Here is a 15,374-nt window from a genome sequence, read left to right as displayed (position 1 = left end):
CAGTAGGAGTTTGTGAACGCGAGAACAAATCGACCGGGAGTGGTCTTCCCCACCCCCCTCCGAGAGGGTGGCCCGGGCGTGGTAGGGCGCGGGGCTCAGCCCAGCGCGGCCCGCAGCCGGGTCTCGTCGACGCGCCAGAAGTCGTGCTGCCGGCCGTCGACGAAGGTCACCGGGACCTCGTCGGTGAAGCGACGCTGCAGCTCGGGGTCGTCGTCGACGAGCACCACGGAGTACTGCTCCCCCAGGTCGGCGCAGACCCGGGCGACGACCTCCTCGGCCGCCTCGCACAGGTGGCAGCCGAGGCGTGAGTAGAGCGTGACCCGGGGCAGGGTCGGCTCCGGGTCACGGCGACGTCGCAGGCGCACGGCTACTCGAGCAGTCCCAGCGCACGGCGCCGCTCGAGACCCCGCAGCCGGCCCTTCTGCACCTTGCCGGTGACCCCGTGCGGCAGGTGCTCGACGACCTCGACCCGGCTCGGCACCTTGAACCGGGCCAGGCCGAGCTCGCACGCCGTGCGTACGCCGGCCTCGAGGGCCTGCGGGTCGGCGGCGCCCGCCGCGTCGGCGACGACGTAGGCCACGACGGCCTCGCCGGTGGCATCGTCGGGCACCCCGATGACGGCGACGTCGGCGACGCCTGCGACCTCGGCGACCACCCGCTCGACCTCGACGGGGTAGACGTTGAACCCCGAGACGATCACGAGCTCCTTGACCCGGTCGACCAGGAACACGTCGCCGCGAGCCCGGTCGTGGGCGTCGCCGCCCTCCCCCACGATGAAGGCGACGTCGCCGGTCGACCACCAGCCGTCGGCATCGGGGCCGTCGGCCCCGTCGGGCCAGTAGCCGCTGAACAGGTTGGCACCCCGGATCTGGATCTCGCCGGGGTCGCCGGAGTCGCGGGGCACCGCGACGCCGGTCTCGTCGACCAGGCGCAGGTCGATGCCGCCCAGCGGGGCCCCGACCGAGCCGGCGGGGGCCGCCGGCGAGCAGAGCGTGCTGGTGACGACGGGCGCGGCCTCGGTCAGGCCGTAGCCCTGGTGGACCGGGACGCCGGTGCGCTCGACGAACTCCTCGACGACCTCGGCCGAGACCGGCGCCGAGCCCGACAGGACCAGGCGCACCGGGCCGAGGCGGCCGGCGAGGTCGACCTCGCGCCAGTGCGCGAAGACGGCGGGGGCGACCGGCACCACGCTGCAGGCCTCGTCGTCGATGAGGTCGAGGGTGCCCTGGGGGTCGAACCGGTCGGCGAGCACCAGCTTGGCCCGGCTGCGCAGCACGGTGCCGAGCACGGCGTTGAGGCCGTAGACGTGGAAGAGCGGCAGCACCCCGAGCACGACGTCGTCGCCGTGGATCATCGGCGGGTCGACGGCGGCGACCTGCTCGATGTTGGCCGCGAGCGCCCGGTGGCTGAGCATCGCGCCACGCGGCAGTCCCGTCGTACCGCTGGTGTAGAGCAGCGCGGCGATGCGCTCGCCATCGCGCAGCGGCGGCAACGGGCGCGCGGTGTCGGCGCGCAGGTGGTCGTAGGAGCGCTCACCGGGTTGCAGGGTCGTGCCGACCACGACGACCCGCGGCTTGACCATCCGCGCGAGGACCTCGGCCGGCACGTCGTGGGCCAGCGTCGAGTCGCCGCCGGCGAGCGCGTCGTCGATCAGGGTCGCGGCCGCCCGCACCGTGGTGACGGTGTCGCCGTCGGCGACGACCATCCGCGCGCCGCAGTCGGCGATCACGCGGGCCACCTCACGGGCGCTCGACCCGGGGTTGAGGGGTACGGCGACCGCCTGGGCCCGCAGGACGCCGAGGTAGGTCGTGACGAACTCGAGCCGGTTGCCGGTGATGACGACGACGCGGTAGCCGGCCACGATCCCGGCGGCCACCAGGCCGGTGGCGACCCGACCGACCTCGTCGTCGAGTTCGGCCCAGGTCAGGCTGCGTCCGCCGGACTCGACCAGCGCCAGCTTGTCGGGGCTCTCCCGGGCCGCCTCGGACACCAGGACGGCCGGGCCGGCCACGTCGGCGGTCGGGTTCGCGGCGGGCATTGGGGCAGTCTAGGCGCCGTCCGGGTGGTCGCGGACGGCCCGATGCCCACCCGCGGACGGCGGTACGGTCGGGCGCATGCCTCCCACCGACAAGGCGCGCCGGCCGCCCAACCTGCGTCAGCGCTCGACGCTGGCCGGTGAGGCTGCGGCCGCGGCGGCCGAGGTCGAGACCGCGCTCGACCACCCGGTCGACCCGACGGCGGCGGCGTTCTTCGACGTCGACAACACCGTGATGCAGGGGGCGAGCATCTTCCACCTGGCCCGCGGGCTGCACCGCCGTGACTTCTTCACGACCCGCGACATCCTCGCGGCCGCGTGGAAGCAGGCCTACTTCCGTGTCGTGGGGGTCGAGGACCCCGACCACATCGCGGAGACCCGCAACTCGGCCCTGAGCTTCATCGCCGGCCACACCGTCGACGAGCTCGAGGAGCTCGGCGAGGAGATCTTCGACGAGACCATGGCCCACCGGATCTGGCCCGGCACCCGCGCCCTGGCCCAGCTCCACCTCGACGAGGGCCAGCGCGTCTGGCTGGTGACCGCCGCCCCGATCGAGATCGCCCGGATCATCGCGCGGCGCCTGGGTCTGACCGGGGCCATGGGCACCGTCTCCGAGCACGTCGACGGGGTCTACACCGGCCGCCTGGTCGGCGACCTGCTGCACGGCCCGGCCAAGGCCGAGGCCATCCGGGCGCTGGCGGCGCGCGAGGGACTCGACCTGAGCCGCTGCTCGGCCTACTCCGACTCCTTCAACGACCTGCCGATGCTGAGCCTGGTCGGCGACCCGGTGGCGATCAACCCCGACGCCCGGCTGCGGGCCCACGCCCGGGCCCAGGGCTGGCGGGTCCGCGACTACCGGACCGGACGCAAGGCCGCACGCGCCGGGCTCGCCGTGGGCGCGGTCGCCGGCGCCGTGACCGGCACGGTCGCGGCCGGCGTGGCGCTGCGCGGGCGTCGCCACTGACCCGTTCCGCGGCCGGTCCGCACCGCTCGACCCTCGCGTACGCCGTCCCGTCGGCGGCGTCGCGGGCGGCGCCAGATCTCCTATACACCCCGCCCGGCCCGGTCTAGTCTCGGGCCGAGGGTTCAGAGAGAGTCCCTCGCGGGAGGGCACACATGCCTCAGCCGAGGCCGGACGTCACGCGTGGGCTGGACGCCCTGCGCCTGGCTGTCGCGCGCCTGCTCAGCAACCCGTCCGTCGCCCTGGGCGACGGGGTCCTGCTCGCGGGCGCCGGTGGCACCGGCGGCTCCGGCGGCTCCGGCGAGGTGGTCGGCACCCTCCACAGCGTCGACAGCGGAGTCGACGGAGTCGGCAGCAGCACGGGCAGCGGTATCGGCGGCGTCGGAAGCGGGGGCTTCGGTGACGCCGACCTGGCGACGTCGTCCGAGGACTCCGAGGCCGAGCGCACCCGCCTGATCGCCCTGGTCGAGCTCGCCCGCGGCGGCGACGCCGAGGCCTTCGGGCTGCTCTTCGACCACTACCACGTGTCGGTCTACCGGTTCCTCTACTACCGCACCCGGTCCGCACCCCTGGCCGAGGACCTCGCCTCCGAGACGTTCCTGCGCGCGCTGCGCAACATGACCAACTTCCGCTGGCAGGGCAAGGACTTCGGCGCCTGGCTGATGACCATCGCCCGCAACCTGGCCACCGACCACTTCAAGGCCGGCCGCACCCGCCTCGAGACGACCACCGAGGACATGGGCGCCCACGACGACGCGACCGAGGGCCCCGAGTCCCTGGTGCTCGCCGGGCTGACCAACGAGCTGCTCCTCGAGGCCCTCACCCAGCTGCCCGACGAGCAGCGCGACTGCCTGGTGATGCGCTTCCTGCAGGGCATGAGCATCGCCGAGACCGCCGCCGTCCTGGGCCGCAGCGACGGGGCCGTCAAGCAGCTGCAGCTGCGCGGCGTGCGCAACCTCGCCAAGCTGATGCCCGAGGGGATCCGGGACTGATGGCGACCCTTCCCGATCTGGTGGCCGCAGCGCCCGTAACCTCGCGCGATCCGTCGTCGTTGGGCGCTGGGACAGGCCGCCACGGCACCCGCGACAACCGCACCACCGCAGGACGGACCCGATGAACCCCGTGCTCCCGGCGCACAGGCGCGCCGCACAGTTCAGCTCGCTGGTCGAGGCGTCCTCGACCACGCAGCCGGACGCCACGGGACCCCACGCCGACCTCCTCCCGCTGGTCGACCTGGTCACCGTCCTGCGCAGCACACCGACCGTCGAGCCCCGGCCCGAGTTCGTCGCCGCCCTGCGCGAGCGGCTGCTGCTCGCCGCCGAGACCGCACTCGTGCCCGACACCCCGGCGCGGGCCGAGGCACGTCGCCAGCCCACCCCCCGTCGTACGGCCCGCGAGCGACGGGTCGCCGCGGCCATCGGCGGCTTCGCCCTGGTCAGCGCCACCGCCTCGATGTCGGTCGCCGCCCAGAACGCCCTGCCGGGCGACACCCTCTACCCGCTCAAGCGCGCCATCGAGAGCCTCCACGAGACCGTCCTGCGCAGCGCCGACGACAAGGGCGCCACCATGCTCGACAACGCGTCGGGTCGTCTCGACGAGGTCGACGAGCTCTCCCGCAGCGGCGACCAGGACTCCGACACGATCTCCCGCACCCTGAGGGACTTCTCCGACCAGGCCGCCGACGCCTCCGACGTCCTGCTCGGCGACTACGAGCAGACCGGCCAGCCCTCGTCGGTCGCCGAGCTGCGCACCTTCACCGCCACCAGCCTCGACGTCCTGCAGCGCCTCGAGAGCCTCGTCCCGGCCCAGGTCCGCCCGGTGCTGGACCGAGCCGCCGCGGTCCTCGACGAGATCGACCGCCGGGCCCGGGCCCTCTGCCCCGCCTGCAGCACCCTCCCCGCCGCCGCGCAGGTCAGCGCCGCCGCCGATCTCGGCCCCCTCGACCGCCTCCTCGACGAGGTCGTCACCAAGCCCGCGTCCGCGACCACCCCGCCCAGGAGCGACTCCCCCGACACCGAGCAGCCACCCACCAGCGCCGTCGACCCGACACCCCCGACGACACCGGCGTCCCCGCCGACGTCGACACCGACCACGGAGCCCCCCGACCCGACCCCCGACGACACCGACCCCAGCACTCCCCCCGGCCCGAGGCCCTCCCTCGGCGCCGTCGTCGACGGCCTGGACCCCCTCGACCTCGGCAACGTCCTGACCGGCGTGACCGAGGAGCTCACCGAGGGCCTCGACGGCGTCCTGGGCGGCACCGAGTCCGACTGACTCCTTCTTGGAGGGGGTGCGTGGCCCGGACCCGAGAACGGGGACCTACCTGAAGACGGACTCGCGCTGCATGAGCAGCGAGTAGAGGGTCTGCTGGATGGTCTCGCGGACCTGGTCGGTGACGTCGAAGACGAGCATCGGGTCCTCGGCGGCTCCGGCCTCGTAGTCGTCGGTGCGGATGGGCTCGCCAAACTCGAGCAGCCACTTCGACGGCAGCGGGATCAGGCCGAGGGGACCCAGGAGGGGGAAGAGCGGGGTGATCGGGATGTAGGGGACGCCCAGGAGGCGGGCGAGGGCCGGGATGTTGCCGACGAGGGGGTAGATCTCCTCGGCCCCGACGACGGCCAGGGGGACGATGGGGACGCCGGTGCGCAGGGCGGCGGAGACGAAGCCGCCGCGGCCGAAGCGCTGCAGCTTGTAGCGCTGCGAGTAGGGCTTGCCGATGCCCTTGAAGCCCTCGGGCCACACGCCGACGAGCTCGCCCTGGCGCAGCATCCGCTCGGCGTCCTCGTTGCAGGCCAGGGTGGCGCCGCCCTTGCGGGCCATGGAGCTGATGATCGGCATCCGGAAGACCAGGTCGGCGCCCAGGGCACGCAGGTGGCGACCGGTGAGGTCGTGCACCGAGACCATCGTCATCAGGCCGTCGACGGGGACCGTGCCGGAGTGGTTGGACACGACGAGGGCACCGCCCTCGGTGGGGATGTTGTCGATGCCCCGGACCTCGATGCGGAACCACTGCTGGGCGATCGGGCGCAGGGCCGCCATGAAGAAGCGCTGGGTGATCTCGGCGTCGAAGCCGTACTCGTCGACGACGTAGTCACCGGTGATGCGGCGGCGCAGGAAGGCCAGGAACTGAGCCAGGCGCGGCTCCCACTGCTCGCCGAAGACCTCGAGGGCGGCGTGCTGGAACGCCGACAGCCAGGCCGAGGTGGGGATCGCGCGCAGGGGGTGCAGCTCGCGGGTCGTGGTGGCGCTGGTCGCGGCGGGCGCGGCGTCGTCGGAGGTCGCGGGCGCCGACGGCGCGACGGGCGGGTCGACGGGCGGCACGGCCGCGCCTGCGGAGGACGCTGCGTCGGCCGGTGTCGGCGCTGACGCGGAGGTCTTGCGGGCCGGGGTGCGGGGCTTGGGGGCCAGGCCGCGGGCGGCCGAGGACGGCGCGGTGCCGGTGCCGCGGCCGGGCTTGCCGCGGGTGCCGATCGGGATGATCTCGGCGTCACCCACGCGAGCCACCTCGCGCGGGGCGTCGGCCCGACGGGGCGGGCGCGACGCTGAGCGTGGGCCCGGTCGAGGCGCTGCCCGCGTGGGCGGCGGGGGTGCTGGGCAGGTGGTCGGCGACGCCGGCCAGCACGCGCTCGGCGCGGCCACCGGTGGGTGGCAGGTCGGAGGCGAAGTCGGCGAAGGCCTCGGCGGTGCTGTAGCGGGGCTCGAACCCGAGGACGGCGCGCATCTGGGTGGTGTCGACGCCGCGGCCGTAGGTGAGCAGGGACCGCTGCTCGGGTGAGAAGTCGGCGATCCGGGCCGAGCGCAGCACCGAGCCGAGGGAGCCGACCGCGAAGCCGGGCATCGGCACCGCCGGCCGCTGCAGCCGGCGTACGGCCTGGCTGAGCGTGAGGATGCCGTCGCCGGCGATGTTGAAGGTGCCGGGGACGTCACCGGCCACGACGTGCTGGAGCACGGCGCGCAGGTCGTCCTCGTGCAGGAACTGCAGGCGGGCGTCGAAGCCGAGCACGGTCGGGATCACCGGCAGCCGGAAGTAGGACGTCAGCGGGCTGACGACGTGGGGGCCGATGACGTTGGCGCAGCGCAGCATCGTCACCCGGACGTCGCTGCGCCGGCGCGCGAAGCCGCGGACGTAGCCCTCGATCTCTGCGACGTCCTTGGCGTAGCCGCTGCGCGGTGCGCCCCGGGGGTTCATGTCCTCGGTGAACATCGCCGGGTCGCGGTTGCTGGCGCCGTAGACGGTCGTCGTCGACTTCACCACCAGGTCGGACACGCTCGGCGCCTTCTGGCACGCCGCGAGGAGCTGCATCGTCCCGATGACGTTGAGCTCCTTCATCGTCGTCCGGCCGCCGGTGCTGCCGGGGGTGGCGATGACGCTCATGTGGACGACGGTGTCGACGTCCTCCTTGGCGATGACCTTGGCGATGACCGGGGTGCGGATGTCGGCGCGCACGAACGACACGTCACCGAGGTCGCCACGCGGCGGCGTGACGTCGACCCCGATGACCCGGCGTACGGACGGGTGCTCGGCGAGCGCGCGGGCGCACCGGCGGCCGAGGTCACGGGAGACCCCGGTGACGAGCACGACCTTGTCGCCGCCGGCCATGGCGAAGGGGCTGCGCTACTTCCCGAGCTTGCGACGCTGGACGCGCGTCTTCTTCAGGAGCTTGCGGTGCTTCTTCTTCGCCATGCGCTTGCGACGCTTCTTGATGACAGAACCCACGGAACCCAACTCTCACAGACACGTGCGCTCCGGAGGTGTCCGGAGGCTCCGGTCAGCGTAACGGCCGGCACGACAGCCAAGAGAATCGGTCCGCACCCGCGGGTCCACCGCACGAGGCGACCACAGGGCGCACGGAGACGAAGGACGGCCCCCGCGGCTCGGCTGCCGCCACCCGGGCTGGCGGCAGCGGGGCCAGGCCCGGGCGGCCAGCGAGTCGCGGGCCGGCCGGAGTCGACCAGATCGACTAGCCGGCGTCGTAGAAGCTCTTGCGGAGGTATTCGTCGACGTCGTTCTCGGCCACGCGGAACGAGCGACCGACGCGGACGGCGGGCAGCTCACCCCCGTGGACCAGGCGGTAGACGGTCATCTTCGAGACGCGCATCAGCGATGCGACCTCGGCGATGGTGAGGAACTTCGGGTCGGACAAGCCTCCGGAGGAGCTCGACATGGTGCACCAGCTTCCTGCGCGTCCGCCACCGGCTTCCCCACCGGTGATGACACGAGCGCGACGTGCAGACACTAGGGCCTGATGTGACGCGTGGGGAAGGATTTGCAGGTGAAACTTCTCGAGGGGCGGCGCGCCTACCAGCTGAGCGGATCCAGACCGTGGTACGGAAAGGCTGCCACGCGGGTCGCCTGGACGCTCCGATCGAGCCAGGAGGCCGGGTCGTAGCCCTCCTCCCAGGCCCGGAACGCCGGCCCTCCGGGCCGCCGTACGGCGTCGTCGACGTCGCTCAGCAGCGTCGGTGCCGGCAGGCCCAGGAGCCGTTCGACGTGCTCGCGCCAGGCCGCCGGCACGGGCGTGCCCGGGTCGAGGGGTACGCCGGACACCGCGGCCAGCAGGTGGGTCCAGGCCCGCGGCACGACGCTCGCGACGGCGTACCCACCTCCCCCGGTGGCGACCCACCGGCCGCCGGCGACCTCGTGGGCCAGGTCGTGCAGGGCCAGGTAGGTGGCGCGCTGGCCGTCGACGGTGAGCTCGAGGTCGGCGAGCGGGTCGGCCCGGTGGGAGTCGCAGCCCTGCTGGGTGACCAGGACCTGGGGCTCGAACGCGCGCAGCAGCGGCGGCACCACGGCGTGGAAGGCGCGCAACCAGCCCGCGTCACCGGTGCCGGGCGGGAGCGGCACGTTGACGGTGTAGCCCTCGGCGCCGGGCCCGCCGACGTCGGCGGAGGCGCCCGTGCCGGGGAACAGGAACTGGCCCGACTCGTGCAGCGAGACGGTCAGCACCCGCGGGTCGTCGCGGAAGACGGCCTCGACGCCGTCGCCGTGGTGGGCGTCGACGTCGACGTAGGCGACCCGCTCGGCGCCCTGGTCGAGCAGCCAGCGGATGCCGACGGCGACGTCGTTGTAGACGCAGAAGCCGCTGGAGCGTCCGGGCATCGCGTGGTGGAGGCCACCGGTGATGTTGGCGCTGTGGACGCTGACGCCGCTCCACACCTGACGGCAGGCCTCGACGGTGGCGCCGACGACGTGGGCGGCCGCCTGGTGCATGCCGGGGAAGACCGGGTTGTCGTCGGTGTCGAGGCCGCGCTGCTCGTCGGGGTCGGCTCGGCGTACGGCCTCGATGAGCTGCTCGTCGTGGACCGTCGCGATGGTCTCGTCGCTGGCCATCGGCGCCCCGACGGTGACCAGGCGCGGCCCCACCACCTCGAGCGAGGTGGCCAGCAGCATCGTCAGGTCGACGCGCACCGGGGCCATCGGGTGGTCGGGACCGAAGTCGTAGTCGGTGAGGCTCGGGTCGAAGACGACGCTGGCCGGGCCGGGACTCTGGTCCATCCCTGCGACACTAGTGCGCATGACCGTGACGCTGCCGGAGCGGCCACCCGAGGGTCGACGTCGCGGGCTCGTGGGCTCGGCGTCCGCCCTCCCGCTGTGGGTGCAGGTGACCGGCGTCTACCTGGTGCTGCGTTTCCTGACCGGGATCCTGCTGTCCCACGCGGCCGACGGGGCGGGCTACTACCCGGGGGTGCAGCCCGGGGTCGCGGGCCCGACCCAGGACGACCCCACGCTGACCCTCAACTGGGACGCGCGGTGGTACGGCGAGATCTACCAGCACGGCTACCCCGACGAGATCCCGCTGCAGGACGACGGCCGGGCGGCCGAGAACGCGTGGGCGTTCTACCCCGCCTACCCGTACGCCGTACGGCTGGTCGCCTGGCTGCTCGGCTCCGACTTCACCACGGTCGCCCCGCTGCTGGCGCTGCTCGCCGGCCTCGGCGCCGCGATCGTGATGGCCCGCCTGCTGGTGGAGACCCTGCCGGCCGCGGCCGACCACCCCCGCCGGGTCGAGGCACTCGCCCTGGCCGCGGTCGCGGTGTGGGCGGCCTGCCCGGTGTCCCCGGTGCTGCAGATGGCCTACACCGAGTCCTTCAGCATGCTGCTGCTCGTCACGTTCCTGCTGCTGGTCGTGCGGGAGTGGTGGTGGGCGGCCGGGCTGTGCTCGCTGGCGCTCGGGCTGACCCGGCCCATCGCGCTGCCGCTCGTGGCCGTCGTCCTCGTGGCGCTGTGGATGCGCTGGCGGGTGCGCGAGTCGCGGCCGGTCACCCGTCCGGAGGGCGTGGGCATGGTCTGGGCCCTCGGCGCGGTCGGCCTGTCGGGGATCCTGTGGACCGCGATCGCGGCGCTCGGCACGGGCCGCCGCGACGCCTACCCGGCGACGATGACGGCCTGGCGTGGCGACGACTCGATCCAGTTCCTCGAGCCGTGGAAGCGGACCATCAGCTATGCGTGGGACACCCACGACAAGCTGTTCGTGCTGCCGGCCCTGGGCATCGCCCTACCGCTCCTGCTGTCGCTGCTGATGCTGGTGCCGCGGATCGGCGGCGGGCTCGACCTGCGGCTGCGGGTGTGGGCGGTGGCCTACTCGCTCTACCTCCTGGCCGTCGTCGACGGCCACACGAGCATCTTCCGCTACCTGATCCCGCTCTTCCCCCTGGCGGTGCTGCTGGTCGGCGCGCACCGACCCTCGCCGCGGTGGTGGGAGGTCCGCACGGTCTTCTGGGTGGCGGTCGGCGTCCTGGGTCAGGTCGGCTGGATCTGGTGGCTGGTCGTCTTCTCGCCGCTGCCCGGCGGGGGCGACTACCCACCCTGAGCCCGCAGGCGTCCCGCGAGGAACGAGCGGGTCGCCGTGGCGGGCGAAGATCGAGCAAGCGACACGGGTGAGGAACGAACCCGTGCGAGCGCGTCGAGATCACCGCAGCCGGTCTTCGGAAGGTTCGCGCGGACGCTGCGGCGAGCCTCGAAGCCACGTGCACCGCGTCGACGGCTGGCCGTAGGGTCGCGCCATGACCTCGACCGACCCGTCGCAGACCGCCAGCGCCGACCTCGCCGACCTGGCCCAGGCGTTCTGGGACCACTACCTGGAGTCCAACCCGACCGAGGCGCACCTGCTCGGTGTCTACCGCTACGCCGCGTTCTTCGAGGACGCCAGCCGCGACGCCGAGGACCGCAGGATCGAGGCCCTGCGCACCTTCGCCGCCGACGCCGAGGCGATCGACCCGGGTGGCCTGAGCGAGCAGGAGAAGGTGACCCGCCTGGTGCTCGAGAGCACCGCGACCGGCACCGCCGACCGGCTGCAGACCCGGCTGGCCGAGCTGCACGCCGACCCGATCTTCGGCCCCCAGGTCGAGCTGCCGATCATCACGCCGATGCTGAGCCTGCCCGACGCGACGGTCGCCGAGGCCCTGGTCGACAAGCTCCACGGCGCCGCCCGCTGGCTGACCGAGCAGGGCGACCGGTTGCGCGAGGGCCTGGCCGCCGGCCGGGTCTCCCCCGCCTTCGCCGTCGAGGGCGCGATCTCCCAGCTCGAGGAGCAGCTCGCGGCGCCCCTGTCCGACGACGCCGTGCTGGGCGCGCTGCCTGCGGCCCCGGGCGGCATCGACGAGGCCGCCTGGCGGGGCCGACTCGAGAAGGCCGTCGAGGCCGCGCTGCGCCCCGCGATGGCGTCGTACCGTGACGCGCTGGCCGCCACGCTCGGCTCGGCCCGGGCCGACGACAAGCCCGGGCTGTGCTGGCTCGAGGACGGCGAGGCGTCCTACGCCGCGATGCTGCGCTACTCGACCACCACGTCGATGAGCGCCCAGGAGATCCACGACCTCGGCCTGGCGACGGTGGCCAAGCTCGCGGACGAGTACCGCGAGCTCGGGCCCGAGGTCGTCGGCACCGACGACCTCGCCCAGATCTTCGAGGCGATGCGCACCGACCCCCAGCTCCACTTCGAGCGCAGCGAGCAGCTCGTCGAGGCCTCCGAGGTCGCGATGGCCCGTGCCTGGGACGCGATGCCCGCGTGGTTCGAGGTGCTGCCGCAGGCGCCCTGTGCGGTCAAGGCGACGCCGTCGGGCGCCAAGGCCTACTACTTCCCGCCGGCCGCCGACGGCTCGCGCGGCGGCACCTTCTTCATCAACACCGGCGACCCGGCCTCGTGGGGCACCTTCGAGCTCGAGTCGATGGCCTTCCACGAGGGCATCCCCGGTCACCACCTCCAGCTGACGATCGCCGCCGAGCTCCAGGGCGTCCCGGAGTTCCGCAAGCACATCCACAACAACGCCTACGCCGAGGGCTGGGGCCTCTACACCGAGCGCCTGGCCGACGAGATGGGCCTCTACAGCACCGCCGTCGACCGGATGGGCATGTTCGCCGCCGACTCGATGCGTGCCTGCCGCCTCGTGGTCGACACCGGGCTGCACGCGCTCGGCTGGTCGCGCGAGCAGGCGGTGACCTACATGGTCGACAACTCCCCGCTCGCCGACTCGATGGTCCGGCCCGAGATCGACCGCTACATCACCAACCCCGGTCAGGCCACCGGCTACATGGTCGGCCGGGTCGAGATCGAGCGGATCCGCGCGGCCGCCGAGGCCCGCCAGGGCTCGGCGTTCGACATCAAGAGGTTCCACTCCGCCGTGCTCGACCAGGGCTCGCTCCCCCTGGGCGTGCTGGACGAGGTGGTCACGGCGCGCCTGCCGTGACAAGATCCACGTCGTGCTGACGACCCGCTCCACCCAGTGGTGGCCCGCCTGACCGGCGGACCACCCTTCTGACGCACCACACCAGAACCGGCCGCCCCTCGGGCGGCCGTTCTGCGTTTTCCCTCGACGGTCGACTCGCGGGGCCTCATCCAGGAGTCCCACCATGACCACCCGCACCCTCTCCCTGCTGGCCCCCTCGGGACGGCTCACCCTCGGCAGCCACCTCGGCGCGCTGCGCCCGATGCGCGAGCGCCAGGGCGACGCCTTCTACGGCATCGCCGACCTGCACGCCCTGACCACCGACCACGACCCACGGCTGCTGCGTGCCCACACCGACGAGATGGCGGCCCTCTTCCTCGCCGTCGGCCTCGGGGACGCGACGCTGTTCCGACAGAGCCACGTGCCGACCCACGCGCAGCTGGCCTACCTGCTGGAGTGCGTCGCGACCACCGGCGAGCTCGGCCGGATGATCCAGTACCGCGAGAAGTCGCGGGCCGGTGAGTCCACGCGGGCCTCGCTGATGACCTACCCGGCGCTCATGGCCGCCGACATCCTGCTCTACCGCACGCAGTCGGTCCCGGTCGGCGAGGACCAGAAGCAGCACGTCGAGCTCACCCGCGACCTCGCGCTGCGGTTCAACCGGCGCTACGGCGAGGTCTTCGTGGTGCCCGAGGTCGTGACGGCGTCCGACGGCAGCGCGCGGGTGATGGACCTGCTCCACCCGACCCGCAAGATGTCGAAGTCGGCCGACGCAGCGGGCTCGATCCTGCTGCTCGACCCGCCGGACGTCGTACGCCGCAAGGTGGCGCGGGCGGTGACCGACAGCGACGTCGGGCCGGACGCCGTACGCCGCGACCGCGAGGCCAAGCCGGGCGTCACCAACCTGCTGGCGGTCCTCGAGGCGCTGGGCGGGTCGGCCGACGGCCTGACGACGTACGGCGCCCTCAAGCGCGCGGTGACCGACGCGGTGGTGGCCGAGCTCGAGCCGATCCAGGCGCGGTACGCCGAGCTGGTGCGGGACCCGGCGCAGGTGGCCGCGGCGTTCGGCCGCGGCGCGGAGCGCGCCCTGGCGGTGACGGAGCCGGTCCTGGCGGCCGCCACGGCGGCCATCGGTCTCTGACGGGCGCACTGATCGTTTTGAACACGTTCACTCCTGCGGTACGGTCGTTCTTGAACACGTTCAAACAACTAAGGAGCCTCTCATGGACTGGACCGTCGCGACCTACGTCGCCTACCTGCTCGTCGCCGTGCCGCTCACCGTCTGGGTGGCCACGACGCTGTCGCGCCACGGCCAGGCCTTCCTCGAGGACGTCTTCGTCGGCAGCGAGGCCCTCGCCCACGCCGTCAACCGCCTGCTCGTCGTCGGGTTCTACCTGCTCAACCTCGGCTTCGTCAGCCTCTACCTGCGCTCGGGCACCGACGTCGAGGACCTGCGCGGCGTCTTCGAGCAGCTCAGCGTCAAGATCGGCGTGGTCACCCTGGTCCTCGGTGTCGTGCACTTCCTCAACGTGTGGGTCTTCAGCGCGATGCGCCGCCGCCAGCGGATGGACTCCTTCCGCAGCGCCCCGGTCGCCCCGCAGTCGTACGCCGGCCCGCTCGGCCCCCAGGCGGCCTACCCGGCCCCCGGCCGCTGACGGTCCCGGCCATGACGTCCACCCTCACGGTCCTCTACGACGCCGGGTGCCCGCTCTGCTCGCGCTTCCGCGACTGGCTGGTCGTCCAGCCGGCCCTGGTGCCGGTGCGGCTGGTGCCGGCAGGGTCGGCCGAGGCACGGGCCCTGTTCCCGTCGCTCGACCACTCCCGCACGCTGCGCGAGATCACCGTGGTCGGTGACGACGGGGCGGTGTGGACCCAGGAGCACGCCTGGGTGATGTGCCTGTGGGCGACCCGGCGGTTCCGTCCCCTGGCCGAGCGGCTCGCCCGTCCGGGCTGGCTCCCGCTCGCACGCGGCGCGGCGGCCACCGCGGCCGGCGTACGGGTTCTGATGGGGGGAGGTGGCGATGGCTACCCTGGCGCCTGTGCCGGAACCTGCTCCCCCCAGCAAGGCTGAGCAGACCCGGGCCACCATCGGCGACGCGGCGATGCGGCTGTTCCGCCGCGAGGGCTACGACAAGACGACGATGCGCGCGATCGCCCGGGAGGCCGGGGTCTCGGTCGGCAACGCCTACTACTACTTCTCCTCCAAGGAACACCTGATCCAGGCGTTCTACGACGGGATGCAGGTCGAGCACGCCGAGGCGGCCGTCGCGGTGCTGGAGCGCGAGAAGGACTTCGAGGCGCGGCTGCGCGGCGTCCTCGAGGCGTGGCTCGACGTGGCGGCGCCCAACCACGAGTTCGCCGGTCAGTTCTTCAAGAACGCCGCCGACCCCGACAGCCCGCTGTCGCCGTTCAGCGCGGAGTCGGCCCCCGCGCGCGAGGCCAGCACCGACCTCTACCGCCGCGTCGTCGAGGGCGCCGACGTCAAGCTCGCGCCGGCGTTGCGTCGCGAGCTGCCGGGGCTGCTGTGGTTGCTGCAGATGGGCGTCGTGCTGTTCTGGGTGCACGACAAGTCGCCCGACCAGGCCCGCACCCGTGCCCTCGTCGCCCAGGGCGCCCCGATCGTCGACCGCCTGGTGCGACTCGCGCGGCTGCCCGTCGTCCGCGGCATCGTCGACGACCTGGTCCGGGTCATCGGCAGCCTCCGGGAGTCCTGAC

16 protein-coding genes are annotated in these 15,374 nt (G+C 73.3%); 9 read left to right on the top strand and 7 right to left on the bottom strand.

Features of this window, described 5'->3' with window-relative positions:
• Positions 1-95: 95 nt before the first annotated feature.
• Both FJQ56_RS19695 and FJQ56_RS19690 read right to left on the bottom strand, forming a co-directional pair.
• Complete coding sequence (locus FJQ56_RS19695) at positions 96-365, bottom strand: glutaredoxin family protein (RefSeq protein WP_246084268.1); 270 nt, start codon at positions 363-365, stop codon at positions 96-98.
• A 2-nt stretch (positions 366-367) separates the two neighbouring features.
• The gene (locus FJQ56_RS19690) at positions 368-2,038 is read right to left on the bottom strand and encodes an AMP-binding protein (RefSeq protein WP_140011327.1); all 1,671 of its coding nucleotides are present in this window, start codon (positions 2,036-2,038) and stop codon (positions 368-370) included.
• Between the two features lie 76 nt (positions 2,039-2,114).
• Between FJQ56_RS19690 and FJQ56_RS19685 the strand changes: the two genes are divergently transcribed.
• From FJQ56_RS19685 to FJQ56_RS19675, 3 genes are all read left to right on the top strand, one after another.
• Positions 2,115-2,999, top strand: coding sequence for an HAD family hydrolase (locus tag FJQ56_RS19685; RefSeq protein WP_140011325.1), 885 nt, complete (start codon positions 2,115-2,117; stop codon positions 2,997-2,999).
• A 152-nt stretch (positions 3,000-3,151) separates the two neighbouring features.
• Complete coding sequence (locus FJQ56_RS19680) at positions 3,152-3,988, top strand: sigma-70 family RNA polymerase sigma factor (protein WP_140011323.1); 837 nt, start codon at positions 3,152-3,154, stop codon at positions 3,986-3,988.
• A gap of 121 nt (positions 3,989-4,109) precedes the next feature.
• Complete coding sequence (locus tag FJQ56_RS19675) at positions 4,110-5,270, top strand: DUF5667 domain-containing protein (protein WP_140011321.1); 1,161 nt, start codon at positions 4,110-4,112, stop codon at positions 5,268-5,270.
• Positions 5,271-5,315: 45 nt separating this feature from the next.
• Here the strand turns inward: FJQ56_RS19675 and FJQ56_RS19670 are convergent, their stop codons facing one another.
• The 5 genes from FJQ56_RS19670 to FJQ56_RS19650 form a co-directional block, all read right to left on the bottom strand.
• A complete protein-coding gene (locus FJQ56_RS19670; protein ID WP_140011319.1) occupies positions 5,316-6,491 on the bottom strand; it encodes a lysophospholipid acyltransferase family protein in 1,176 nt (391 codons plus the stop codon).
• Entirely contained in the window at positions 6,484-7,596 is a 1,113-nt protein-coding gene (locus tag FJQ56_RS19665) for an NAD-dependent epimerase/dehydratase family protein (protein WP_140011318.1), read from the bottom strand. Before FJQ56_RS19665 ends, FJQ56_RS19670 begins: the two co-directional genes overlap by 8 nt.
• A 15-nt stretch (positions 7,597-7,611) precedes the next feature.
• Positions 7,612-7,713, bottom strand: a complete 102-nt coding sequence (locus tag FJQ56_RS19660) for a 30S ribosomal protein bS22 (protein WP_008356322.1) — start codon at positions 7,711-7,713, stop codon at positions 7,612-7,614.
• 244 nt (positions 7,714-7,957) lie between these two features.
• Complete coding sequence (locus FJQ56_RS19655; RefSeq protein WP_140011316.1) at positions 7,958-8,161, bottom strand: helix-turn-helix domain-containing protein; 204 nt, start codon at positions 8,159-8,161, stop codon at positions 7,958-7,960.
• 134 nt (positions 8,162-8,295) lie between these two features.
• The gene (locus FJQ56_RS19650) at positions 8,296-9,492 is read right to left on the bottom strand and encodes an acetoin utilization protein AcuC (RefSeq protein ID WP_140011314.1); all 1,197 of its coding nucleotides are present in this window, start codon (positions 9,490-9,492) and stop codon (positions 8,296-8,298) included.
• Between the two features lie 19 nt (positions 9,493-9,511).
• Here FJQ56_RS19650 and FJQ56_RS19645 point away from each other — a divergent pair, with 19 nt between their 5' ends.
• The 6 genes from FJQ56_RS19645 to FJQ56_RS19620 all read left to right on the top strand — a co-directional run bounded on the left by FJQ56_RS19645 (position 9,512) and on the right by FJQ56_RS19620 (position 15,373).
• Positions 9,512-10,807 carry a hypothetical protein gene (locus FJQ56_RS19645; protein WP_140011312.1) on the top strand — a complete coding sequence of 432 codons (1,296 nt, stop codon included), beginning with the start codon at positions 9,512-9,514 and terminating at the stop codon, positions 10,805-10,807.
• Positions 10,808-11,000: 193 nt separating this feature from the next.
• A complete protein-coding gene (locus FJQ56_RS19640; RefSeq protein WP_140011311.1) occupies positions 11,001-12,680 on the top strand; it encodes a DUF885 domain-containing protein in 1,680 nt (559 codons plus the stop codon).
• Positions 12,681-12,843: 163 nt separating this feature from the next.
• Positions 12,844-13,800 (top strand): tryptophan--tRNA ligase, encoded by a 957-nt coding sequence (gene trpS, locus FJQ56_RS19635; RefSeq protein ID WP_140011309.1) that lies wholly within the window; start codon positions 12,844-12,846, stop codon positions 13,798-13,800.
• Between the two features lie 82 nt (positions 13,801-13,882).
• On the top strand, positions 13,883-14,314 hold the full coding sequence (locus tag FJQ56_RS19630; protein WP_140011307.1) for a hypothetical protein: 432 nt from the start codon (positions 13,883-13,885) through the stop codon (positions 14,312-14,314).
• An 11-nt stretch (positions 14,315-14,325) separates the two neighbouring features.
• On the top strand, positions 14,326-14,730 hold the full coding sequence (locus FJQ56_RS19625; protein WP_140011306.1) for a DCC1-like thiol-disulfide oxidoreductase family protein: 405 nt from the start codon (positions 14,326-14,328) through the stop codon (positions 14,728-14,730).
• Positions 14,699-15,373 (top strand): TetR/AcrR family transcriptional regulator, encoded by a 675-nt coding sequence (locus FJQ56_RS19620; RefSeq protein WP_246084267.1) that lies wholly within the window; start codon positions 14,699-14,701, stop codon positions 15,371-15,373. Before FJQ56_RS19625 ends, FJQ56_RS19620 begins: the two co-directional genes overlap by 32 nt.
• Position 15,374: the final 1 nt, after the last annotated feature.

This window comes from Nocardioides plantarum (assembly GCF_006346395.1).
Taxonomy (GTDB): Bacteria; Actinomycetota; Actinomycetes; order Propionibacteriales; family Nocardioidaceae; genus Nocardioides; species Nocardioides plantarum.
The sequence above is the reverse complement of the archived record's forward strand: the minus strand, read 5'-3'. Positions and strand labels throughout refer to the sequence as shown.